The following is a 24,336-nucleotide window of genomic DNA, read 5'->3' as shown; positions in this document are numbered from 1 at the left end:
CTTCACCGATGTGAAGGGATGGCTGAGTCGTCGATGGAACAGATGGCCGACCGTGACGTACTTCTTTCGACCGCCCGGATCGCCTCCGTTCGGCGCCGTGCCGGTGAGTACCCGCAGCGGACCATCGCCGTCGCGAGTGCCGTCGCACTGAACCACTGGGCGACCCCCGGTTTTCGTGTCGACGGGTTCGACCTCACGCCCGCGACGCTGTTCAGCGACCTGCTCGTGTGGGCGGACAAGGGTCAGGCCTGGGACGTCGCCGAACGACCGGACGGCTGGGCCGTTCCCGTACCGGACGGTGTCGACCTGGCCGAGGCCGAGCGCGCGCTCGACGACCTGGCCGAATTCCCCAACCGCGCCATCGGCACGCTGACCTCGCAGACGCTCGAGGAACGGCTCGCGGAACTGGCCCGCTGGAACGACAACGAGTTCCCGCGCGATCGTCCGAGCATCGTGGAGTTGTTCCGCGAGCAGGCCCGGCAGCGCCCGGACGCGGTCGCGATCAACGACGGTGACCGCGCCTTCACCTACGGCGAGGCGCTGACCCGGTCGAACCAGCTCGCCCGCCACCTGATCGAACGCGGTCTCACGGAGGAGCAGGTCGTCGGCATCTCGCTCGACCGCTCGGCCGAGATGGTGATCAGCCTGCTCGCCGTGCTGCAGGCCGGGGGCGCGTTCGTACCGCTGGACCCGCAGTGGCCGGCGTCGCGCCGTGAGTCCGTGATCACCGACGCGCAGGTCGTCTTGCTCCTGGGCAGTGGCCAGGAGAACGAGCCCGCGGCCGTTGAGGTCGACCTCTCGTCCTGGGGTTTCTCGGACTACTCGGTCGATCCCACCGATGTCACGATCCGCGGCGCGCAGCTCGCGTACGTGATGTTCACGTCCGGCTCGACCGGCCGCCCCAAGGGCGCGATGATCCGGCACGAGGCGATCAGCGAACGCCTGCTGTGGCAGGTGAACCAGATCCTCCACTTCGGACACTCCGACGCGTCGCTGTTCAAGGCGCCGCTGTCGTTCGACATCTCGATCAACGAGATCTTCCTGCCGCTGGTGTGCGGCGGCCGGACCGTCGTCGTGCGATCCGGTGGCGAGCGCGACCCGCACCACCTGCTGCACACGATCGACCGGCACCGCGTGACGTTCGTGTACCTGGTGTCGTCGATGCTGGACGTGCTGCTGAACATCGCGGGCGACGGCGAGCTGGCCAGCCTGCGGCACGTGTGGTGCGGCGGCGAGGTGCTGACTCCCGAGCTGTACGACCGGTTCCGCACGCAGCTCGACATCCCGATGTACCACGGGTACGGCCCGGCCGAGGCCACGATCGGCGTCTCGCACGTGATCTACCGCGGCGAGGCCGAGCGGTTGTCGACGTCGATCGGCAAGGCGAACCCGAACACCGACCTCTACGTGCTCGACGACGAGCTGCGGCCGTGCCCGGTCGGCGTCGGCGGCGAGCTGTACATCGGCGGATTCCTGCTGGGGCGCGGATATGTGAACGCTCCCGGCCTGACGGCGTCGCGGTTCGTGGCGAACCCGTTCGCCACCGACGGGTCGCGCCTCTACCGGACCGGTGACCTGGCGCGGTTCGCGCCGGACGGGTCGCTCGACTTCCTCGGCCGCGTCGACAACCAGGTCAAGATCCGCGGCATGCGGCTCGAGCTGGAGGACGTCGAGGTCGCGCTGGCCGAGCACCCGCAGGTGCGGCACACCTGTGTCGTGGTCAGGAAGAACTCGGCGGGCGGCAACTACCTCGTCGGGTACGTGGTTCCCGCCGATGAGAGTCTGACCTCGGACGCCGTGAAGCAGTGGGCGGTCGAGAACCTCGTCGAGTACATGGTTCCGACGCACATCGTGGTGATGAGCGAGTTCCCGTTGACCGCCAACGGAAAGCTCGACCGCCGCGCCCTGCCGGAGCCCGTGGTGGAGACCGGACCCGTGACGGCGGCGGCCAACGACGACGAGGCCGTGATCTGCGCGGCCGTCGCGTCGGTGCTGCGGGTCGAGCAGGTCGGTGCCGACCAGGACTTCTTCGAGCTGGGCGGCGACAGCATCCTGGCGATCTCGCTGCTGTCCGCGTTGCGGGCGGAGGGCGTGTTCGTCACCGCCACCCAGATCTTCGTGAACCGCACTCCCCGTGCGCTGGCCGCGGTGGCGACGCGGGACGGCGCTTCGGCGGTCGACCACGACGACGTTCCGACCGGTCCGGTCGCCGGGCTGCCGATCGTGCAGTGGCTCGGGGAGACGACGGACGCGATCGACGGTTTCGTGCAGTCGGTCGTGCTCAACACGCCTGAGGCTCTTACCGCTGATGCGCTGGCGCAGATCCTGGACGCGGTGGTCGCGCGGCACGACATGCTGCGCGCCAAGCTGGTCCGGGGCGAGCGCTGGTCGTTCGACATCCCCGCTGATGGTGTTGCGTTGTGGGTCGAGAGCGACGCGCCGCTTGAGGAGTGCGTCGCGGCGGCGACAGACGGGGTGGACCCGGACGCGGGCGTCATGCTGCGCGCGGTGTGGCGGCCTTCTGCTCAGCAGCTCGTGATCGTGATCCACCACGTGGTGATCGACGGTGTGTCGTGGCGAATCCTGTTCGACGATCTCGCTCAGGCCTGGCAGCAGGTGTCTTCCGGGGTGCCGGTCGAGCTGCGGCCGGTCGGCACCTCGTTCCGGCGCTGGACCCAGTTGCTCGAGAAGGCCGGGTTCGAGGGCGATCGTTCGTACTACGAGCGCGCGCTGCCGGGTGCGGATCAGCTCCTCGGCCGACGTGAGCTTTCCGATGCCGATGTCGTTGCGGGCGAACAGGTTCGCACGGTGACCGTGGGTTCGGCCGCCACCGCCGCGTTGCTGGGCGACGTGCCGGCGTTGTTCCACGCCAAGGTCAACGACGTGCTGCTGACCGGTCTCGCGGTCGCGCTGGCCCGGTGGCGGCGGGACATCGGGCAGGACCAGACGTTCGCGCACATCGAGCTGGAGGGCCACGGCCGTGAGGGCCGGTTCGTGCCGCTCGACCCCGACCTGTCGCGGACGGTCGGGTGGTTCACGACGCTGTTCCCGGTGACGGTGGATCCGGGTTCCGCCGATGATCTGGGCGCGGCGTTGAAGCGGGTCAAGGAAGACCTCGCTCGGGTGCCGAGCAACGGTGTCTCGTACGGCGCGCTGAAGTACCTGGGACGTGCGGAGTTCGACGCGTCCCGGCCGCAGGTGCTGTTCAACTACCTCGGCCGGTTCGCCGGTGGCACGTCCGGTGACTGGCAGCTCGCGGAGAACGCCGGTCAGCTCGGCGAGAAGCGCGACCCGGCGATGAGGCTGCCCCGCGCACTGGAGTTCAACGCCTCGGCCGAGCCCGGCGCGGACGGCTCCCTGGAACTGGTCACCGTGATCTCGTGGCCGTCCGGGGTGTTCAGCGACGAGGACACCGCTCGGATCGGCGCGTACTTCGTGGCCGCGCTGGAGGGGCTCGCGGCCCTGACGCAGGGCGGCCACTCCCCCAGCGACTTCGACCTGCTGCCGCTCGCCCAGTCCGATGTGGACTCGCTGGATTCCGCGGTGTTGCGCGACATCCTGCCGTTGACGCCGTTGCAGGAGGGTCTCTACTTCCACTCGGTGTTCGACGACGAGTCGGCGCACCGGTACGTCGAGCAGCAGCTGCTGACGCTGACCGGCCCGGTGGACGCCCGCAGGCTCGAAGCGGCCGCCGCCCGCGTGCTGGAGCTGTTCCCGAACCTCGCCGCGCGGTTCGTCGCCCTTGACGACGGACGGGTCGTCTCGGCGCTGGAGTCCGGTGTCCGGCCGGAGTTCTCCACCGTGGACGGTCTGGGCATGACCGCCGAGGAGATCCAGGAGTACGCCGAACGGGACCGCGTCGCCGGGTTCGACCTCGCGCGCGGCCCGTTGATGCGCTTCACGCTGATCCGGGTCGCCGCTCAGCGGTTCGTGCTGGTGCAGACCGTGCACCACATCATCGCGGACGGCTGGTCGGTGCCGCCGATGCTGCGCGCGCTGCTGGCCGAGTACTCGACACCCGGTTCGGTGCATCCGCGCGGCAGCTACGCCGACTACGTGCGCTGGCTGGTCGACGCCGATGCCTCGGAGAGCGACCGGGTCTGGTCCGCCGAGCTCGCCGGCCTTGCGGCGCCGTCGTTCGTGGCGGAGGGGCACACGCCGTCCGAACTGTTCGACGACGTGGTGATCGACGCGGCTCCCGACCTGGACGCCGCGGTGCGTGCGGCCGGTGTGTCGCTGAGCGTGGCCGTGCACAGCGCGTGGGGCGTGACGCTGGGCGGCATCCTGGGCGGCCAGGACGTCGTGTTCGGGTCGACGGTGTCCGGCCGTGACGCCGATGTTCCCGGCATCGACGAGATGGTCGGCCTGTTCATCAACACGATTCCCGTGCGCGTTGGCTGGTCTGGTTCTTCTGCGCGTTCGTTGCTGGAGTCGGTGCGTGCGCATCAGACCGCGGTGTTGCCGCACCAGCACGTGTCGCTCACCCGGATCGGGCGGCAGGCTCCGCACGGTTCGGCGTTCGACACGCTCGTGGTCTTCGACGTGGCCACGGACGTGACGGCGCTGGAGGGTCCGTTCAAGATCGCCGAGGTCGTGAACGAGGGTGCGCCGCACTACCCGTTGACGCTGGTGGTCGAGCGGTCGCTCGACGGAGCTTTGCGGTTCAACCTCATCCACGACACGACGGTGGTGCGCTCGGACGGTGCCCGCAGGATCGTGCAGGCGTTCTCGGACACGCTGAACTCGTTGCTGCACGGGGAGAACATCCCAGCCGTCGAGCTCTCGTCCGCGCGTGCCGCGGCCGAGGTCGAGCCGGTCACGCTGGCGCAACTGTTCGACGCCGCCGCGCTGCGGGACCCGTCCGCGCGGGCCGTGACGATGTGCCACCTCGACGGCAGCTCCGAAGGCCTGTCGTACGAGATGCTGGCCAACGCCAAGAACAAGCTCGCTCGCTCTCTCGTCAACGCCGGAGTCGGGCCGCGCCAACGGGTCGCGGTCGCGATCGGGCGCTCGTTGCAGCAGGTCATCGCTCTGGTCGGCATCGTGTCGGCCGGCGGCGCCTACGTGCCTTTGGACCTCGCCTACCCGGACGAGCGGCTTCAGCACGTCCTCGCCGATTCCGCGCCTCAGGTCGTGCTGGTCGAGGCCGAGCACCGCGAACGTTTCGAGCGTCTGCTCGCCGCGGCCGGTGTGTCCGCGCGGATGCTGGTGTACGGCGAGGAGGTGCCTGGCGAGGCGCAGGTTCCGTCGTTCGACTGGCGCAACCCGGCCTACGTGATCTACACGTCCGGCTCGACCGGCAGGCCCAAGGGTGTCGTCGTCTCGCACGCCAGCGTGGTGTCGTTGCTGGCGAACACCCAGCCGGACATGAACTTCGGGCCGGACGACGTGTGGACGCAGTTCCACTCGTACTCGTTCGACTTCGCGGTCTGGGAACTGTGGGGCGCGTTGGTCCACGGCGGCGAACTGCTCGTCCCCGATCACGGCCTGACCCGCTCCCCGGTCGACTTCCACAGGCTGGTTCGTGCGCGCGGCGTCACGGTGCTGAACCAGACGCCGTCGGCGTTCTACCAGTTCGTCGAGGCGGACCGGCACAGCGAGCCGCTGCCCGCGTTGCGCCGGGTGATCTTCGGCGGTGAGGCCCTGGAGCTGTCGCGGATGCGCGACTGGGTCGAGCGCTACGGCACCTCGCGACCCGAGCTGGTCAACATGTACGGCATCACCGAGACCACGGTCCACGTGACGCACCGGGTGCTCGACGACGTGGACTTCGCATCAGGGCGTGAGGTCAGCCCGATCGGTGGCCCGATCCCCGGTCTGCGCACGTACCTGCTGGACTCGTCGTTGCGGCCGGTCGCTCCCGGCCAGGCCGGCGCGATCTACGTGGCGGGCTCGCAGCTCGCTCTGGGCTATCACGACCGGCCGGACCTGACGTGCAGCCGGTTCGTGGCCGATCCTTTCGCCGCTGACGGTTCGCGCATGTACAACAGCGGCGACCTCGCGCGCCGCAATCTCGACGGTGAGCTGGAGTTCATCGGCCGCGCCGACAACCAGGTGCAGCTCAAGGGGTTCCGAATCGAGCTGGGCGAGGTCGAGTCGGCGATCCGCTCGGTGTCCGGCGTCGTCGACGTGGCCGTGACGGTCGCGGACACCGCCGACCACCTCGTCGCGCACGTGGTGGGCACGCCCGCCACCGACATCACCGTGTTCCTCGGGGCGAAGCTGCCGGTGCACATGGTGCCGCAGCGGGTGATCGCGCTGGACGCGCTGCCGCTGACGGTGAACGGCAAGCTGGACCGCAAGGCGCTGGAGGAACGGGCCCGTACTTCGGAGGACACGCCTGTCGTCGCCGGCTCGCCCGCGTTGGAGTCGCTCGTCGGCATCTTCGCGGACGTGCTTCCCGGATCCGCGGTGGACGCCGACACGGACTTCTTCGTGGCCGGTGGCGACAGCATCATCGCGATCGGGGTGGTGAACCGGGCTCGGGCATTGGGAGTGCGGATCGCGCCGCGTGACCTGTTCCTGCACAAGACTCCGCGGGCGCTGGCGGAGAAGTTCGCGGTCGCGCCGGTGGCGGCACCGGTGGTCGTCGAGGCTCAGGACGGACCGGTGGTGCCGACGCCGATCGTGCTGCGGCAGCGGGAACTGGGCGGGGAGCTGAACCTGTTCGCCCAGGCGCGGCAGGTGGAGTGCGCGAGTCTGGCGGACGCTCAGCGTGCCGCCGACGCCGTGGTGAAGGCGCACGCGGCCCTGCGGATGCGGCTGACGGTGACGGACGGGGTGTGGTCGTTCGGAATCGATTCCGACTCGCAGACCCCCAGGGGGGATCGGGTCCCCACTCCTATCGTCTCAAGCGGCTCTGACAGTTCTGATGATCTTGACCTCGCCGCCAACGAGGCCGCCCGCCGCCTGAACCCCGAAGCCGGCGTCATGGCCGCCTTCACCTGGCTCGAACCCACCCAGACCCTGATCGTCGTGGTCCACCACCTGGCCGTGGACGCCGTCTCGTGGCTGATCCTCCTCGACGACATCAACGCTGCCATCCGAGGCGAAGAACTCGCACCCGCCACCACCCCGTTCAGCGCCTACACCCGCGCCCTCACGCTCCAGGCCCAGACGAGCACCGGCCTGCGTCACTGGATCGAGGTGCTCGACACCCCGTCCCTCACCCCGCAGATCAGCGACCAGCGCGAGGTCACGGTCAACCTGTCGGCCGACATCACCGACCGCGTCGTGCACACCGCACCGACCGCTCTCGGCATCGGCCTGACCGAACTGCTGGCAGGCGCACTACGAACCGCACTCACCGAAATCCAGGGCACGCCCACGGACCTGGTGATCGAGTTGGAGCGCCACGGCCGGGTAGCAGCACTCGAACACCACGACTACACGCGCACGGTCGGCTGGTTCACCTCCATCGCGCCCGTGAAGCTCAGCCCGCACACCAATCCCGTCGATGCCGCACGTGAGCTCGTGCAGCGTCAGCCGGACGAGGAGCAGCACGTCGGGTACGGGCAACTCCGCTACCTGAACCCCCAGACCGCGCCCGTGCTGGCCGCGCTGCCGAGGCCGCAGGTGCTGTTCAACTACCTCGGCCGGGGCAGCGAGTCGCAGGCGATCCACCTCGACATGGGCTCGCAGCCGAGCCCGTACGCCGTCGAGGTCAACTGCTGGGCCGACACGGGCACGGGCAGTCTGCGGGCGACGTTCGCGCTCACCGAGGACGTGTCGGACGAGATCGCGGCGCGCTGGCTGCTCGCGCTGGAACGGATCGCGGACGCCTCGGTCACCGCGACCCGCACCGCGCCGTTGTCGCCGTTGCAGCGCGGTCTGTACTTCCAGGCCGCCCTGAGCGCGGCCGGGCATTACGTGGCGCAGAGCTACTTCACGTTCGACCGGCGCCTCGACGCCGACAAGCTGGCCAAGGCGATGGCGCACGTCATCGCCAAGCACCCCGTCGTCGGCGCGGGCTTCGCGGACGAGGACGGCACGCCGGTTCAGGTCCTCACGTCCGGTGGCCAGGTCGAGGTCCGCACGGTCGACGTGCTGAACCAGGACGCGGTGGACGCGCTGCGGATCGAGGACCGGGGCACGGGCTTCGACCTCGAACGGCCCCCGCTGGTGCGGCTCACCGTGCTGCGGCTGCCGGACGGCCGGGACGCCTTGCTGTTCAGCTACCACCTGCTGCTGTGGGACGGCTGGTCGCGCGAGATCGTGCTGCGCGACCTGTTCGGCGCCTACCAGTCGCTCCTCGCGAACGAGCCGGTCGACTCCACGCCCGCCTCGCCGAGCTTCGAGAGCTACTGCCGGGCGCTGGCGGCCAAGGACCAGCAGGCGGCGGAACGGTTCTGGGGCGAGTACCTGGCGGAGCTGCCCGGTCCGACACTGCTCGGCGACGGGTCCACTTCGGACACCCTGCCGACGAAGATCGTGCGGACGCTGTCCGAAGAGGACTCCAGCCGCGTGAAGGAAGCGGCCGGCAGGCACGGCGTGACGCTCAACTCGGTCGTCACCGGCGCGCTCGGGCTGATGCTCGGCAGCGAGACCGGCCGGGGCGACGCCGTCTTCGGCGTCACGGTCTCCGGGCGCGAGGAGGAGGGCACCGAGGACATCGTCGGCGTGCTGCTCAACACCGTGCCGATGCGGGTCCGCGCCAAGCCTCAAGACACCGCGGCCGAGTTCCTCGCGAACGTGCAGGCCTCGCGGGTCGACGCCATGGAGCACGAACACGTCGGGCTCGGCGAGATCCAGCGGGCGAGCGGGCACGACCAGCTGTTCGACAACCTGTTCGTGCTCCAGAACTTCCTGAACGACAGCACGTTCGACGAACTCAACGCGCGCAACGGGATCATCGACCACGAGTCCGAGGACTCGACGCACTACCCGTTCACCTGGGTCGTCACCCCGGGCCGGCAACTCACGGTCAAGCTGGAGTACCGGCCGGAGGTCACCGCGCCGGAACTGGCCGAGCGGCTGTTCGACGACTACCTGCGAATCCTCACCGACCTCGCCACCGCCGAAGGCCCGCTGGGCAAGATCCGCGGCACGGGACCGAAGCCGGAACTCAACCCCGCCAACGACTTCGGCGACCTGACCGTGGTCGACCTGTTCGACCAGGCCGCCGACCGCAGTCCTGACAAGATCGCCCTCGTAGCGCACGGCGAGACCATGACGTTCGCGGAGCTCAGGGACCGCAGCCGGCACCTGGCCGGAGTGTTGGCAGGTAAGGGAATCGGCGTCGAGACGTCGGTCGCCATCGCGGTGCCGCGCTCGCTGGACTGGGTCGTCGCGCTGTTCGGGATCCTGCGCTGCGGCGCGGCGTACGTGCCGCTGGAGCTGGACCACCCGGACGAGCGGATCGCCGCGATCATCGAGGACGCCCGGCCGTCGCTGATCATCACGACGACGGCGGTCGCCCCGCGAATCCAAGGCGACACCTTCAAGCTGGACGAGCCGTGGCCGGACGCCGAACCGGTGATCACGTTCGCCCCCAACGACCCCAACAGGCTCAAGCACGCGGCCTACACGATCTACACCTCGGGAAGCACCGGCAAGCCCAAGGGCGTCGTGACCGAGTACGCCGGCCTGACGAACATGCTGGTCAACCACCAGCGCAGGATCTTCGAGCCGGTGCTGGCAGAGCACGGGCACCGGACGTTCCGGATCGCGCACACCGTGTCGTTCGCCTTCGACATGTCGTGGGAGGAGCTGCTCTGGCTCGCCGACGGCCACGAGGTGCACATCTGCGACGAGGAACTGCGCCGCGACGCCACCGGGCTGGTCGAGTACTGCCTGAAGCACGAGATCGACGTCATCAACGTGACGCCGACCTACGCGCAGCAACTGGTGGCCGAAGGGCTGCTCGCGGCCGAGCACAAGCCCGCGCTGGTGCTGCTCGGCGGTGAAGCCGTCACGCCGACGCTGTGGCAGCAGCTCGCGGACACTCCCGGCACGATCGGCTACAACCTTTACGGGCCAACGGAGTACACGATCAACACGCTGGGCGTCGGCACGTTCGACTGCGTCGACCCGGTGGTCGGCGTGGCGATCGACAACACCGACGTCTACGTCCTCGACCCGTGGCTGCGGCACGTGCCGGACGGTGTCGCGGGCGAGCTTTACGTGTCGGGCGTGGGCATCGCGCGGGGCTACCTCGGCCAGCCGGGGCAGTCCGCCGAGCGGTTCGTCGCCTGCCCGTGGGTGCCCGGCGAGCGGATGTACCGGACCGGTGACCTGGTCATCCGGCGCCCGGACGGCAACCTGCTCTACCTGGGCCGCACGGACAAGCAGGTCAAGATCCGCGGGCACCGGGTGGAACTGGGCGAGGTCGAGGCGCGGTTCGCCGCCCACAGCGACGTCCGGTTCGTCGCCGCCGTCGCGCAGGCCGACCCGCAGGTCGACGGCGCCTACCGGCTCGCGGCCTACCTCGTTCTCGCGGACGGCGCGGACATCCCGTCGATCGCGGCGGAGGTCGGCGCCGGCCTGCCGGACTACCTGCGGCCTTCGCACTACGCCGCCGTGGACGCGATCCCGCTCACGGTCAACGGCAAGGCGGACACGTCTGCCTTGCCCGAAGCCCGTCCTCTCGGCACGCTGATGACCAAGGTCGAGGAACGCGAACTGACCGAGACCGAGACGGTCGTCCGCGAGATGTTCGCGGAGGCGCTCGATCTCGACGAGGACGAGGTGGGCATGACGAGCGGCTTCACCGACCTGGGTGGGCACTCGATGCTCGCGGTGCGGCTCATCGGTCTGCTCCGCCGCGAGTTCGGTCCCGTGGTCACGATCCGCGACCTGCTGTCCCTCTCCACCCCCGAAGCGATTGCGCGGCACGTTGACGAACACTGAAGTCCGCACCGGCAGGGAGATCCTGCGGGTCGCCCTGCGCCGCAACCGAGGCGCCATGACGGCCGGGACCCTGCTGATGGGGTCCTACCAGGCCGCCGAGACCGCCGTGCCGATCCTGCTCGGCGTGATCGTCGAGTACGCGTTGCGCGGCGGGCAGCTCAGCTCGCTCGGGCTGGCGCTGCTCGCGCTCGGCCTCGTGATGGCCACGGTGTCGTACTCGTGGCGGTTCGGCATGCGCATCCTGCAGAAGGCGAACACGACCGAGGCGCACCGGTGGCGCGTCGAGGTCGCGGACCGCGGCCTGCAGCCGGTGGCGCGCGAGGTCGACCTGAAGTCCGGCGAGGTGCTCACCATCGCCACCGAGGACGCCGACCAGACCGCGGACATCATCGAGGTGGTGCCGCTGCTGATCAGCTCGCTGGTGTCGGTGGTGATCACGGGTGTCGTGCTGGCGGTGATCAGCGTGCCTCTGGGCGTGCTGGTGTTCGTCGGCACGGCGGCGATCCTGAGCGTGCTCAGCGTGATGTCGCGGCGGATCGGCACGAACACCCAGGTGCAGCAGGCGAAGGTCGCGCGGGCCGGGGCGAAGGTGTCCGACCTGATCGCCGGACTGCGGCCGCTGCACGGGTTCGGCGGCAGCTACGCGGCCTTCCAGGCCTACCGCCGGGTGAGCACCGAGGCGAAGAAGCAGTCGATCGTCGTGGCGCGCGTGAACGGCGTCTACGCCGGTGCGGCGCTGGCGCTGAACTCGTTGCTGGCGGCGGCGGTGACGCTGTGGGCGGGCCTGCTGACGTTCCAGGGCGAGATCACCATCGGTCAGCTGGTGATGGCGGTCGGCCTGGCGCAGTTCCTGATCGAGCCGCTGAAGCTGTTCTCGGAGATGCCCAAGTACGTGATGATCGCGCGAGCTTCTGCCGAACGGATGGCGTTGATCCTCGCCGCGCCCGCGCTGATGACGCCTGGTGTCGAAGAGCCTGGTCCGGAGAGCGGGCTAGACGTCGCCGGAGTCACGCACGGAACGTTGCGGGACTTGACGTTCTCCGTGCAGCCCGGTGAGTTCGTGGCGATCGCGGCCTACCAGCCTCAGGCCGCGTCCGAGCTGGCGTCCGTGCTGTCCGTCGACGTGCCCCCGGCTTCCTACGAAGGCGTGGTGCGGGTGGGCAAGCAGGAGGTCGCGTCGCTGACGATCGAGAGCGTGCGCACCCATCTGCTGGTCAACCCGTCGCACCACGAGGTGTTCGCGGGAACGTTGCGGGAGAACGTGGATCCGGCCGGCTCCAGCTCACTGGTCGAGGAAGCCGTGTCCGCGGCGATGCTGACCGACGTCGTGGCCCTGCACTCCGACGGCCTCGACTACGCCGTGCGCGACCGGGGCGCGAACCTGTCCGGTGGGCAGCGGCAGCGGTTGTCGCTGGCACGGGCGCTGGCCGCGAACCCGGAGATCCTGGTGCTGCACGACCCGACCACGGCCGTCGACGCGGTGACCGAGCAGCTCATCGCCCGCAACCTCACCGAGTTGCGCCGCGGCCGCACGACGGTGGTGATCACCAGCAGCCCGGCGTTGCTCGACGTGGCCGACCGGGTGATCGTGCTGGACGGCGGCGCGGTGACGTCCGAGGGCACGCACCGCGAACTGCTCGGCCGTGACTCCTCCTACCAGCTGGCGGTGGCCCGATGACGAGGTTCGAGTGGCGTGGAGGCCCGGCCTCGCTCCGGTTCGAGAGCGTGCTGGAGGCGGTCGAGCTGACGCACGAGCAGGACGACCTCTGGTCCGCCGAGGTCGAGATGCCGGACCGGCTGCGCGTGACGTACCACTTCGTGGACGCCGACGGGGACGAGCACGCCGATCCGTCGAACCCGTCCGGCGCCGGTCCGAACCGGTCGATCTTCGCGACCCCCGGCCTGGAACCGCAGCCGCACTGGCCGGTCGTCAGCCCGGACGAGGTGCTGGACGTGCCGTCGTTGCGCATCCGGTGGAGCGGGGCGTTGGGGCGCAAGACAGTTCGCGTGCACCAGAGTGGTGAGCCGGTCGTGCTGCTGCTCGACGGCGACGACTGGATGTACGCGCACCCGGCCGTGGCGGCGTTCGAGTCGGCGGTGAAGAACGGCGAGATGCCGCCCGCCACGCTGGTTTTCCTTCCCACGCCTCGTGATCGCGACGCCGAGTACAGCTCTTCCGCGCTGTGGCAGGCGATCCGGGACGAGCTGCTGCCGTTGCTCGCGGAGAACGGCGTGACCGTGGATCTCGAACGGTTCGTGGTCGCCGGGCAGAGTCTGGGCGGGCTCAGCGCGTTCCGTGCCGCGCTGGACTTCCCGGACCTGGTGTCGAAGGTGGCCTGCCAGTCCGGGTCGTTCTGGTACGCCCGCGACCTGCCCCAACACGGCCTCTCGCTCGACGGTCCGGCCGGTGGTGACACGGCGGAACGGCTCAGTGCGTTGCCGGACCTGTCGGGTCTGCGCGTCGCGTTCGACGTCGGCGAGCACGAGCCGAGGATGCACCGGCACTGCGAAGCCGTCGAAGAGCTTGCGGGGCAGGCCGGTGCGACGGTGCGGGTGAACCGCTCCCCCGCCGGACACGACCGGGCAGGCTGGCGGCACGCGCTAGTGCGCGACGTCGCTTGGTTGCTGAGTTAGGTTCCAGCTGGCCAGCAGGCGCAGGTTCTGCTCGGACGACGACCCCGGCTCCACCGTGTGCAGCGCCATGGACATGTCGGGGTCGCCGTCCACCGTGAACGACTCGTAGGCCACCGTGATCTCGCCGACGACCGGGTGGTTCAGCGCCTTGGTGCCGTGGGCGTGCAGGTACACGTCGTTGTCGGCCCACCAGCGGCGGAAGTCGGCGTCCCGGACCGAGAGCTCACCGACCAGCGCGGCCAGCTTCGGGTCGTGCGGATGGCGTCCGGCGTAGATGTGCAGGTGTGCGACGGCCAGACGTGCGTTGGCCTCCCAGTCGAGGTAGAGCGCGCGGGCCGCCGGGTCGAGGAACATGAACCGGACCGGGTTGCGGTCCTGCGGCGACGTGGCGCCGAAGTCCATGTACAACGCGCTGGCCAGGGCGTTCATCGCCAGCACGTCCGAACGGCGGCCCAGCAGCATCGCGGGCACGTCGGTCATCGAGTCCAGCACCCTGAGCAGGCCGGGCCGGACCCGTTGCGGTGGCAGCGCCTGGGTTTTACGCGTCGGTTTGGCCACTGTGTACAGATGAGCGCGCTCGGTGTCGTTGAGCTGCAACGCTCTCGCCAGTGCGTCCAGAACGGACTCGGAGACGTTGACGTTGCGGCCGCGTTCCAGTCGCACGTAGTAGTCCACGCTCACGCCGGCGAGCTGCGCGACCTCTTCCCTGCGCAGGCCGGGAACTCTGCGAGTGCCGGGAAGAGCGGGCAGCCCGGCGTCCTCGGGCGTCACCTTCGCCCGGCGGGAGCGGAGGAACTCGCGGAGTTCGGTGTTCACCTCTCCAGCGTAGGACGGTTCACCGAGCCGTGCGGGGTACTGGCAGGTCCTGTCACGCCGAGCCCGGCAGGGGTTGTGTTGAACGCATGGAACAGAGGGTTCTCGGTACGACCGGCATCACGGTCAGTTCGTTCGCACTCGGCGCGATGACGTTCGGCAGCTTCGCCATCGCCGACCACGACGAGTCGATTCGCATGATCCACACCGCGCTCGACGCGGGCGTCAACTTCGTCGACACGGCGGACATCTACTCGCAGGGCGAGTCGGAGGAGATCGTCGGCAAGGCGATCAGGGGTCGCCGCGACGACGTGGTGCTCGCGACGAAGTTCGGCCTCCCCATGGGCGACGACCCCAACACGCGCGGCGGTGCCGCCCGCTGGGTCAAGCGGGCAGTCGAGGACAGCCTGCGCCGCCTGGACGTCGACCACATCGATCTCTACCAGATGCACCGCCCCGACCAGCACACCGATCTCGACGACACGCTCGCGGCGCTCACCGACCTGGTGCGCGCCGGCAAGATCAGGACCATCGGCTCGTCGGCCTTCCCCGCCAGCGAGATCGTGGAGGCCCAGTGGGTGGCCGAGAAGCGCGGCCACCAGCGCTTCCGCACCGAGCAGCCGCAGTACTCACTGCTGAACCGGGGCATCGAGGCCGACGTGCTGCCGACCGTGCAACGGCACGGCATGGGCGTGCTGACCTGGAGCCCGCTGGCCGGTGGCTGGCTGTCCGGCCGGGCCGACCCGGCCGCGGGCAGCGCCACGCGCGCGTCGTGGGGCGGCACCTACGACATGTCCGATCCCGCCAACCAGGCGAAGCTCGCCGCCGTCGAGCAGTTCTCGAAGCTCGCGGCCGAGGCCGGCGTCTCGCTGCCGACGCTGGCGACGGCGTTCGTGCTCGCCCACCCCGCGGTGACGTCGGTGATCATGGGCGTGAGCAAGCCGCACCACCTGACCGACCTGCTCGCGAGCGCGGACTTCCGGCTGACCGGGGAGATGCTCGACCGGATCGACGAGATCGTCCCGGCCGGCACGAACGTGCGGCAGAACGACGCGTTCATCCTGACGCCGGTGATTCAGGACAAGCGGTTGCGCCGCCGCTGATGCAGGCTGTGCGGCATGGCCACACCTCCTGTGCTCTCGGTGATGCTGATCGTTCCGGACGCTGACGCGGCGGTCGCCTGGTACCAGGCCGCGTTGGGCGCCACGGAGCTGTGGAACCTCGGCGGCGTCGCCGGTCTCGAGATCGGCGGCGCGCCGTTCTTCGTCCACGAGGTCAATCCCGACAACCCCGCGGAGTCCAGTCCCGGTGGCGTCACCAGCGTCCGGGTCGAGCTGTTCACCGACGACCCCGACGGCGTCATCGCCCAGGCGGTGGCCGCGGGAGCCGCTGGTTCCGCGGTCGTGAGTCACGAGGTGCCCTGGGGCACCCATCGGCAGGGCGGCTTCACGGATCCGTTCGGCCACAAGTGGTCCGTCGGCGACCGGTCACCCCTGGGCTGACTGGAGCGGCCACACCTCGACGACTCCGTGCGCCACCGCGCACGGAGTCCCGGCCACCATCCGCACGGCCTCCTCCACCGACTCCGCCTCGATGATCGCGAACCCGGCGATCGGCAGGTCGGACTTCAGGAATGCGCCGTCCTCGACGGTCATGCCGGTGTTGTCGGGATTGCGCACCTGGACCGGTGCACCGGCGATCCCCATCTCGACCCCGGCCTTGCGCAGACGTTCGTCGTGCGCGTGCGCCTCGTCGCGCACTGCTGGTGCCGTTCGGTCATAGTCCGCACGCTCTCCGTAGCCGATCGTCACGAACTTCATCGTGGAACCTCCTCGATTCGGACTTCCTCCTCCATACCGACTTCCGAGCCGCCAGAAACTCATCGGTGCGTTCATCGACTGTTCACCTCGCGGTTGCGACCACCCACCCCGGCACGGCGTCGAAGTGACGAAGGATCTGTTCTCTGACAGGGCTTTTCGTAGAGGTGGACAGTGAAGAGAACGCTCGGCATCGGTCTTGCGGTCGTGCTGCTCGTGGGTGTCGTGACGGCCATCGTCCTGGGACAGGGCGGCGGCGAACCGGCCCAGCTCCAGACCGTGCGCGGGGTGATCGGCTCGGAGAAGCTCGCCTTCTTCGCCGATCAGCGGGTCAAGGACGTGTTCGCGAAGCACGGGCTCAAGGTCGAGGTGGACCCGGCCGGGTCGCGCCAGATCGCGACGGCCACGGACCTGAACTCGTACGACTTCGCGTTTCCCTCTTCGGCGCCTGCCGCCGAGAAGATCCAGCGCGATCGCAAGGCAGCGCGGACGTACGCGCCGTTCTCGTCGCCGATGGTGGTCGCCACGTTCGACCCGATCGTCGACCTGCTGACGAAGGCCGGCGTGGTGAAGCCAGGGCCTGGCTACCAGACGTTCGACGTGCAGGTCTACCTGGAGCTCGCGGCCAAGGGCACGCGCTGGGACCAGTTGCCGGGCAACACCTCCTATCCCGCGCGCAAGAACCTGCTCGTCACCACGACCGATCCGCGTGACTCGAACTCGGCGGCGATGTACCTGGCGATCACGTCGTTCGTCGCCAACGGCGGGGTCGTGTCGTCGCAGGACGCCGAGGCCAAGGTGGTGCCGGCGGTGTCGAAGCTGTTCCTGGACCAGGGATACACGCAGAGCAGCAGCGAGGGACCGTTCGAGGACTACCTGTCCGCGGGGATGGGCAAGACGCCGCTGGTGCTGGCGTACGAGGCGCAGTTCGTGGACAGGGTGGTGCGCGGCGACTCGTCGATCCGGCCGGACATGAAGCTGCTCTACCCGGCGCCGACCGTGCTGTCGAAGCACACGCTCGTGCCGTTGCGCGAGAACGGTGATCGCGTCGGGCAGTTGCTGCAGGGCGACGCCGAACTGGGGAAGCTCGCGGCGACGTTCGGGTTCCGCACCGCCGATCCCAAGCACTTCAACGACATCGTCGAGGAGAAGAACCTGACCGTGCCGCAGACGATCGTGGACGTGGTCGAACCGCCCGCGCACGAGGCCCTGGAGCGGATGCTCGAAGCGATCGCGAAGCAGTACTGACATGGCCGATTTCGTTCTGACGCCACCGGATCCCGTCGAACCCGTGCCGGTCGACCGCGCGGCCGGGCTGATCCCCGTCGCCGACGAGACCAGGGTCGAACTGTCGTCGCGAGCCGAGGCCTTCATCTCGGCGCTGGGTGCCGTCGACCCGCAGTCACCGGACTTCAGCCGCATCGCCGACGAGGCGTTGGTGCTGGGCGAGGCGGAGATGCGGCTGGCGGCGCAGATCGCGGGCCGGCTGCTCGACCGCACGCTCGCGTCCGTCTCGTCACCGCACGGAGCCCAGGTCTCGATGAGCCTGGTGGAGCTGCGGCGTTCGGTGCGCGAACTCGACCCGCAGGACCTCACCAGGCTGACCGGCCGCAAGATCCTCGGGTTCATCCCCGGCGGCAACTCGGCCCGCGGTCTGCTGGCCCGGCTGCGCGCGGCCGACGAGCCGCTCAACCGCATCGTGCTGAAGCTGCGGTCCGGCCAGGACGCGCTGAAGCGCGACAACGCCGCCATCAAGGGCGAGCGGCAGCGGTTGTGGGACCTGATGACCAAGCTGTCGCAGGACGCCGCTCTCGCCGCCGAGATGGACGAGGCGGTGCAGCGGCAGGTCTCGATCCTCGACCTGGCCGAACCAGGCCGTGCCCAGGCGTTGCGCGCCGACGTGCTCTTCGGGCTGCGGCAACGGCATCAGGACCTGCTGACCCAGCTCGCCGTGTGCGCGCAGGGGTACCTGGCGCTGGACGTGGTGCGCCGCAACAACGACGAGCTGATCAAGGGCATCGAACGGGCGGTCAGCACGACCGTCACGGCGTTGCGGATCGGCGTGGCGGTGGCGGCGGCACTGGCCGGGCAGCGCGAGGTGATCGACCAGGTCGACGCCGTGCGCGGGCTCACCGACTCGATCCTGCGCTCGAACGCGACGCTGATGTCCTTGCAGGGCGAGGAGATCCAGCGCATCGCCTCGACCCCGGCCGTCGGCATCGAGGCGGTGCGGACCTCGTTCGACCAGATCTACGCGGCGATCGACGCCGTCGACACGTTCAAGGCCCGCGCGGCCGACTCCATGTCCAGCACGGTCTCCGCGCTGGACACCGAGATCCGGCGCGCCCACGACCACCTGAGCCGCGTGCGCGGCGCCGAGGAGTCAGCATGATCCGCCATCTCATCCCCGCGGTCGCCGTCGTGGCGCTGCTGGCGGGATGTTCCGACGCGGCCGACCCGGTCAAACCCGTCGGCGACGCGACCCCCGGCACCCTTCGCGTCCTCGCGGGCAGCGAACTCGCCGACCTCCAGCCGATCCTCGACGAGGCCGCTCGTGCCACCGGCATCAACGTCAAGTTCAGCTTCACCGGCACCATCGAGGGCGCCGAGAAGGTCGCGAGCGGCGCCGCCGAACAGGGCTTCGACGCCGTCTGGTTCTCCTCCAACCGCTACCTCGAACTCGTGCCGGAGGCCCAGAAGCGGCTCGGCACGCCGACCAAGGTCATGTCCTCCCCCGTCGTGCTCGGCCTGCCCGCCGCGAAGGTCGAGGAACTGGGCTGGGACGGCAGGCGCGTCGGCTGGGCGGAGATCGCCGCGGCGGCCGGGGCGCAGAAGTTCACCTACGGCATGACCGATCCGTCCGCGTCCAACTCCGGGTTCTCCGCGCTGGTCGGGGTCGCGGCGGCGTTGTCCGGCTCAGGCTCCGCGCTGGACGCGGCGAAGATCGACGCGGTCGCGCCGCAGCTCAAGCAGTTCTTCTCGGCCCAGACGCTGTCGGCGGGCTCGTCCGGGTGGCTGTCTGAGGCCTACCAGCGCCGGGCGAAGGGTGAGGACCCGGGCGCCGAAGTGGACGGCCTGATCAACTACGAGTCGGTGCTGCTGTCGTCGCCCGACCCGTTGACGCTGATCTACCCGAGCGACGGCGTGGTGACGGCGGACTACCCGCTCACGCTGCTCACGTCGGCGTCCTCGGAAGCCCGTGAGGCGCACCAGAAGCTCTCCGACCACCTGAGGAGCGCGGACGTCCAGCGCAAGATCATGGACACCACGCACCGCCGCCCGGCCGTGCCGCAGGTGCAGCCGGACGCGAAGTTCACCGTGCGGGACCTGGTCGAGCTGCCCTTCCCCGGCAGCCAGTCCGCTGTGGACGGTCTCATCACCACGTACTTCGACCAGCTGCGCCGTCCGTCGCGCACGCTCTACGTGCTCGACACGTCCGGCTCGATGCAGGGCGACCGCATCGACGGACTGCGCCAGGCGTTGGTGGGCCTGACCGGGGCCGACGAGTCGCTCGCCGGCAAGTTCAGCCGGTTCCACGGCCGCGAGCAGGTGACGTTGCTGCCGTTCAGCAGCAGTGCGCGGCCCGCGTTGAAGTACGAGGTGCCGCAGGACGACCCGCGCCCGATCCTCGACCAGATCCGCAACACCGCCACGTCGCTCGACGCGGCCGGTGGCACCGCGATCTACAGCAGTCTGCGCAGCGGTTACGACGTGTTGCGCCAGCAGATCGACGCCGACCCCGACCGGTTCACGTCGATCGTGCTGATGACCGACGGCGAGAACACCGGCAGCGAGGACGTCACCGACTTCCAGCTGTTCCACCAGGGTTTGCCGCAGAACCTGAAGGGCATCCCGATCTTCCCGGTGCTGTTCGGCGAGAGCGCCACGGCCGAGATGGAACAGGTGGCGAAGATGAGCGGCGGCAAGGTGTTCGACGCCCACAGCCGTTCGCTGTCGTCGGCCTTCAAGGAGATCCGTGGCTATCAGTAGGTATCTCGCCTCCTGGAAGAACCTGGCAGGCTGCTCGGGCGGGCTGATCGGCCTGGGCCTGCACTTCGCCGGACTGGCCGGCGCCTACTGGGTCCTGGTCGTGATCGGCCTGTACGGCGTGGGAGCCCTGGCCGCGCCACCCGAGCGCGTCACGCTGGTGACCGACCCGGTGGAGGAGGCCGGCGCGCTGCGGTCCGAACTGGACGCGCTGGTCGAACGGGTGCGGGGATTCCGGGTGCCGGACGAGGTCGCGCCGAGGTTCGCGGCGATCGCCGAGGTCCTGCGCGGCATGCTGGACCGCCCGCGTGAGCTGCGCGCCGACCCGGACGCCCTGCACGCCGTCACCAGGCTCGTCGGCACCGACCTGCCGCTGTCCGTGCAGACCTACCTGAACCTGCCGTGGTGGTACGCCGCCGCGCGTGGCTCGGGCGCGGAACTGGTGCGGCAGCTGGACCTGCTGCACGCCGACGCCGTCCGCACGGCGGAACGGTTCCACGCGGCCGACGCGCAACGGCAGGCCGACCACACCCGCTACCTCGAAGATCGCGGGTAGCCTCGATTCATGCGGTACGTGCGGATTTTCGCGGACGAGAACGGCAAATCGGCGTTCGAGGACGTCGAGGTGCAAGGCACACCAACGGTTACGGTCGCGGGCGTGCCACCACTTCTCGTCTCAGGCCCGTTTCCCGCGAGCTCGATGCTGGTCGTCGAACAACCGGCCGGTGGCACACCGGAGTGGGAGCTGCACGTGGCACCGCGCAAGCAGTGGCTGATCGTGCTGACCGGCCGAGCCGCCGTCACGGTGTCGGACGGCGAACGGCGCGAGTTCGGCGCGGGCGCACTGCTGTCCTTTGAGGACACCGAGGGTGAAGGTCACCTCTCCACCCCGCTCACGGACGACCTGTCGTACGCGATGTTCCCGCATCAGCCCGCGTAGCCCAGCGCGGCGGACAGATCCCGGGCCGCACCGGCGACGATCCTGCCCAGCTTGTCGAGCTGCGCGCCGATCCGTTCCTTGGGCGCCGACACGTTCAACGCCGCCACGACCCGTGACGTGAAGTCGTACACCGGCGCCGAAGCCGCGACCACGCCCCGTTCCAGTTCCTCGTCCGAGGTCGCGTAACCGCGCTCCCGCACCCGCCGCAGCTCGGCGACCAGCGCGTCCAGGTCGGTGATCGAGTTCGGTCGCGGCGACGGCTGCTCCAGCACCGCGAACGTCGAGTCGGCCCGCTCCCCCGCCTCCAGCACACCCTCGTCGTGGCCGTGCTCGGCGTACCAGACACCGAGCGACCCGGCGTCCCAGTCGCTGAGCAACGCCCGCCCGGACGGCGTCCGCCACGCCGCCGTCGTCACGCCCTCCCAGCCGGTGGTGTGGAAGCGGTTCGGGCTCAGTTCGCTCAGCAACGTCAGCACGTTCCCGCCGCGCAGCACGCACAGGTGCGCCGTCTCGCGCGTCACCTGCGCCAGGTGCTTCAGGTGCCCGCGCGCGTTCCACGCCAACGCGCCCTCGGCGGTCCGTGCGGCCAACGCGTACAGCCGCGACCCCAACCGGTAGGCCTGGGAGTCCGGGTCTCGGTCGACGAGCCCGCTCTCGCCCAGCGTCGCGAGCGTGCGCGACACGACCGTCTTGTCCCGGCCGACAAGAGTCGCGATCCGGACGACACCGAGGCCGCCGGCCTGCACCGCTTCCGGCCGGCCGAGCACCTCCAGCACTTCGATGTCCCGGGCGAGGCCTGCGGAGTTGCGTCGAGATCCCTGCATGGCGGGGCACTCTACGAGGGGCGTTGCCATATTGCCAACACGTGTTGTGCATAAGACCACGCCAAATCTACCGTTCCCGGCCATCGGCACCGACGCCGAAAGGAGGCCCCGTGTCCGGTTCTCTCGACGTGTTCCTGGCCCGCCGCTGGGAAGACCTCGTCACGCTGACGCTGCAACACCTCGCCGTGGTGGCCCTGAGTCTCGCCATCGCCACTCTCCTCGGCGTTCTGATCGGACTTCTGGTGTGGGACAAGAACGTCCCGCGCACCGCGGCGCTCACCGCCGCCGGTATCGCCATCACCATCCCGTCGCTGGCACTGCTCGCGCTGCTGAGTCCCGTGCTCGGGCTCGGGTGGGCACCGACGGTGGTGTCGCTGGTCTTCTACTCGCTGCTGCCGATCGTGCGGAACACCGTGGTCGGCCTGCGGGAGGTGCCCGCACACCTCATCGAGTCGGCCAGGGGCATGGGGATGACACCCGCGAAGACCCTCATCAGCATCCAGCTGCCGCTCGCCTGGCCGGTCATCGTCACCGGCATCCGGGTCGCGGCGCAGCTCACCGTCGGCATCGCGGCGATCGCGGCCTACGTCGCTGGTCCCGGTCTCGGCCTCTACATCTTCAAGGGCCTGTCCTCGCTCGGCTCGGTCAACGCGCTGAACTTCACGCTCACCGGCACGGTCTGCGTCGTTCTGCTGGCCCTGCTCCTCGACGGCGCCTTCGTCCTCATCGCCCGCTACAGCACTTCTAGGGGTCTCCGTGTCTGAGCCTGGAGTCGGCATCGAACTGAGCCACGTCACCAAGCTGTACGCGGGCCAGCACCAGGCGGCCGTCGAGGACTTCTCGCTGTCGGTCCACCCCGGCGAGCTGGTCATGTTCGTCGGGCCGTCCGGCTGCGGCAAGACCACGACGATGAAGATGATCAACCGGATCATCGAGCCGTCGTCGGGGTCGATCACGATCGACGGCCAGGACGTGCTGTCGCTGGACCCCAACGAACTGCGCCGGCACATCGGGTACGTGATCCAGCAGATCGGCCTGTTCCCGCACATGACGATCGCGGAGAACATCGCCACCGTGCCGAAGCTCCTCGGCTGGTCTCGCGAGCGCACGAACGACCGCGTCGACGAGCTGCTGCGGACCGTCCAGCTCGACCCCGCGGTGTTCGCCCACCGCTACCCCAAGCAGCTTTCGGGCGGCCAGCAGCAACGCGTCGGCGTGGCGAGGGCGTTGGCCGCCGACCCGCCGGTGATGCTGATGGACGAACCGTTCGGCGCCACCGACCCGATCACCCGGCAGAAGCTGCAGGCCGAGTTCCTCAAGCTGCAGGCCGACATCGGCAAGACGATCATCTTCGTCACGCACGACTTCGACGAGGCCATCCGGCTCGGCGACCGGATCGCGGTGCTGAGCGAACGCAGCCGGATCGAACAGTTCGACACGCCCGCGAACATCCTCGCCAACCCCGCCAACGACTACGTGTCGAGCTTCATCGGCCACGGCGCGGGCCTGATGCGACTGGCGTTGATCCCGATCGCCGACGTGGAACTCGACGCGCCTGACGCGACCGCGCCGGCCGTCGACGCCGGCGCGTCGTTGAGGGACGCGCTGGACCTGCTGGTGGTCACCGGTGCCGAGCGGGTGAACGTGTCCGGAGGCGGCGGGTCCCTGACCCACGCGAGGATCTCGGCCGCGCTGAACAAGGCCAGGCAACCGGTGGAGGCGTCATGACCGTCCACACCGGACATGCTCCCCGACTGGCTCTCAGACGTTTCGCCACGCCGATCGCGGTCGTGGTCGTGCTGGCCGTCCTCTTCCTCTGGCTCAGCACGCTCTCCCTGGACTCGATCGAGCAGCGCACGCTCAACACGAGCTACCTGCTCGAACGGACTCAGGAACACCTCGTTCTCACCGTGGCCTCGTCCGCCCTGGTGGCACTTCTCGCCATCCCGGCGGGAATCGCCGCCTACCGGGTGCGGTCGAAAGCCATCCGCGCGTTCGTGATCGGACTGGGCAACATCGGCCAGGCCACGCCCGCGGTCGGTGTGGTGATCCTGCTGGCGATCGTGTGGCAGACGGGCTTCTACACCGCCCTGATCTCGCTGGTCGCCTACTGCTTCCTGCCCGTGCTGCGCAACACCCTGACCGGCCTCGAACAGGTCGACCACGCCACCCGCGAGGCCGCCAGGGGCATGGGCATGACTCCGCGCCAAGTCCTGTGGCGCATCGAGCTCCCGCTGGCCTCACCGGTGATCCTGGCCGGGCTGCGGACCGCTCTCGTGTTCTCCGTCGGTGTCGCGACCATCGCGACGTTCATCAACGCAGGCGGCCTCGGCGACATGATCGTCAACGGCCTGAAGCTCCAGCGCTACCCCGTGATCGTCGTCGGCGCCGTGCTCGTCGCCGCGATCGCCGTCCTCATCGACTGGGCAGCCGGTCTCGTCGAGGACCTCGTCCGCCCCCGCGGTCTCTGAGT

Annotated in this window: 16 protein-coding genes; 13 read left to right on the top strand and 3 right to left on the bottom strand. The window is 69.5% G+C overall.

Annotated elements, in window-relative coordinates; translation table 11 throughout:
- Window positions 1–18 precede the first annotated feature (18 nt).
- Genes ACIQF0_RS12035 through ACIQF0_RS12025 form a run of 3 tightly spaced genes read left to right on the top strand, consistent with a single transcriptional unit; the run spans window position 19 to window position 13,482 of the window.
- Window positions 19–10,848, top strand: coding sequence for an amino acid adenylation domain-containing protein (locus ACIQF0_RS12035; RefSeq protein WP_401028069.1), 10,830 nt, complete (start codon window positions 19–21; stop codon window positions 10,846–10,848).
- On the top strand, window positions 10,835–12,526 hold the full coding sequence (locus ACIQF0_RS12030; RefSeq protein WP_401028067.1) for an ABC transporter ATP-binding protein: 1,692 nt from the start codon (window positions 10,835–10,837) through the stop codon (window positions 12,524–12,526). The genes ACIQF0_RS12035 and ACIQF0_RS12030 overlap by 14 nt, the downstream gene beginning before the upstream one ends.
- Window positions 12,523–13,482: an alpha/beta hydrolase gene (locus ACIQF0_RS12025; RefSeq protein ID WP_401028064.1), complete on the top strand. Its 960-nt coding sequence runs from the start codon at window positions 12,523–12,525 to the stop codon at window positions 13,480–13,482. Before ACIQF0_RS12030 ends, ACIQF0_RS12025 begins: the two co-directional genes overlap by 4 nt.
- Here the strand turns inward: ACIQF0_RS12025 and ACIQF0_RS12020 are convergent.
- A complete protein-coding gene (locus ACIQF0_RS12020) occupies window positions 13,450–14,298 on the bottom strand; it encodes a helix-turn-helix transcriptional regulator (protein ID WP_401028063.1) in 849 nt (282 codons plus the stop codon). The genes ACIQF0_RS12025 and ACIQF0_RS12020 overlap by 33 nt on opposite strands.
- 86 nt (window positions 14,299–14,384) lie before the next feature.
- Between ACIQF0_RS12020 and ACIQF0_RS12015 the strand changes: the two genes are divergently transcribed.
- Both ACIQF0_RS12015 and ACIQF0_RS12010 read left to right on the top strand, forming a co-directional pair.
- Window positions 14,385–15,398, top strand: coding sequence for an aldo/keto reductase (locus tag ACIQF0_RS12015; protein WP_401028060.1), 1,014 nt, complete (start codon window positions 14,385–14,387; stop codon window positions 15,396–15,398).
- 15 nt (window positions 15,399–15,413) lie between these two features.
- Window positions 15,414–15,797: a VOC family protein gene (locus ACIQF0_RS12010; protein ID WP_401028058.1), complete on the top strand. Its 384-nt coding sequence runs from the start codon at window positions 15,414–15,416 to the stop codon at window positions 15,795–15,797.
- Here the strand turns inward: ACIQF0_RS12010 and ACIQF0_RS12005 are convergent.
- Window positions 15,783–16,115, bottom strand: a complete 333-nt coding sequence (locus ACIQF0_RS12005) for a YciI family protein (protein WP_401028056.1) — start codon at window positions 16,113–16,115, stop codon at window positions 15,783–15,785. The two genes, ACIQF0_RS12010 and ACIQF0_RS12005, sit on opposite strands and share 15 nt — an antisense overlap.
- Before the next feature lie 171 nt (window positions 16,116–16,286).
- Between ACIQF0_RS12005 and ACIQF0_RS12000 the strand changes: the two genes are divergently transcribed.
- From ACIQF0_RS12000 to ACIQF0_RS11980, 5 genes are read left to right on the top strand one after another with little or no spacing between them, the layout of a single operon-like run.
- The gene (locus tag ACIQF0_RS12000) at window positions 16,287–17,360 is read left to right on the top strand and encodes a hypothetical protein (protein ID WP_401028054.1); all 1,074 of its coding nucleotides are present in this window, start codon (window positions 16,287–16,289) and stop codon (window positions 17,358–17,360) included.
- A gap of 1 nt (window position 17,361) precedes the next feature.
- The gene (locus ACIQF0_RS11995; RefSeq protein WP_401028051.1) at window positions 17,362–18,504 is read left to right on the top strand and encodes a toxic anion resistance protein; all 1,143 of its coding nucleotides are present in this window, start codon (window positions 17,362–17,364) and stop codon (window positions 18,502–18,504) included.
- Complete coding sequence (locus ACIQF0_RS11990; protein WP_401028048.1) at window positions 18,501–20,102, top strand: substrate-binding domain-containing protein; 1,602 nt, start codon at window positions 18,501–18,503, stop codon at window positions 20,100–20,102. The genes ACIQF0_RS11995 and ACIQF0_RS11990 overlap by 4 nt, the downstream gene beginning before the upstream one ends.
- Complete coding sequence (locus ACIQF0_RS11985) at window positions 20,089–20,655, top strand: hypothetical protein (protein WP_401028045.1); 567 nt, start codon at window positions 20,089–20,091, stop codon at window positions 20,653–20,655. The genes ACIQF0_RS11990 and ACIQF0_RS11985 overlap by 14 nt, the downstream gene beginning before the upstream one ends.
- Window positions 20,656–20,664: 9 nt before the next feature.
- Complete coding sequence (locus tag ACIQF0_RS11980) at window positions 20,665–21,039, top strand: hypothetical protein (protein ID WP_401028043.1); 375 nt, start codon at window positions 20,665–20,667, stop codon at window positions 21,037–21,039.
- Here ACIQF0_RS11980 and ACIQF0_RS11975 read toward each other — a convergent pair.
- The gene (locus ACIQF0_RS11975; protein WP_360035836.1) at window positions 21,027–21,863 is read right to left on the bottom strand and encodes an IclR family transcriptional regulator; all 837 of its coding nucleotides are present in this window, start codon (window positions 21,861–21,863) and stop codon (window positions 21,027–21,029) included. The genes ACIQF0_RS11980 and ACIQF0_RS11975 overlap by 13 nt on opposite strands.
- Before the next feature lie 110 nt (window positions 21,864–21,973).
- On the opposite strand from ACIQF0_RS11975, the gene ACIQF0_RS11970 reads away from it, so the two are divergent.
- Genes ACIQF0_RS11970 through ACIQF0_RS11960 form a run of 3 tightly spaced genes read left to right on the top strand, consistent with a single transcriptional unit; the run spans window position 21,974 to window position 24,334 of the window.
- Entirely contained in the window at window positions 21,974–22,627 is a 654-nt protein-coding gene (locus tag ACIQF0_RS11970) for an ABC transporter permease (RefSeq protein WP_360035839.1), read from the top strand.
- A complete protein-coding gene (locus ACIQF0_RS11965) occupies window positions 22,620–23,591 on the top strand; it encodes an ABC transporter ATP-binding protein (protein ID WP_401028039.1) in 972 nt (323 codons plus the stop codon). Before ACIQF0_RS11970 ends, ACIQF0_RS11965 begins: the two co-directional genes overlap by 8 nt.
- On the top strand, window positions 23,588–24,334 hold the full coding sequence (locus tag ACIQF0_RS11960; RefSeq protein WP_401028036.1) for an ABC transporter permease: 747 nt from the start codon (window positions 23,588–23,590) through the stop codon (window positions 24,332–24,334). Before ACIQF0_RS11965 ends, ACIQF0_RS11960 begins: the two co-directional genes overlap by 4 nt.
- Window positions 24,335–24,336 lie beyond the last annotated feature (2 nt).

Source organism: Lentzea sp. NPDC092896 (assembly GCF_044754905.1).
In the GTDB taxonomy this organism is placed as follows: domain Bacteria; phylum Actinomycetota; class Actinomycetes; order Mycobacteriales; family Pseudonocardiaceae; genus Lentzea.
This window is presented reverse-complemented; position numbering and strand designations above follow the sequence as displayed.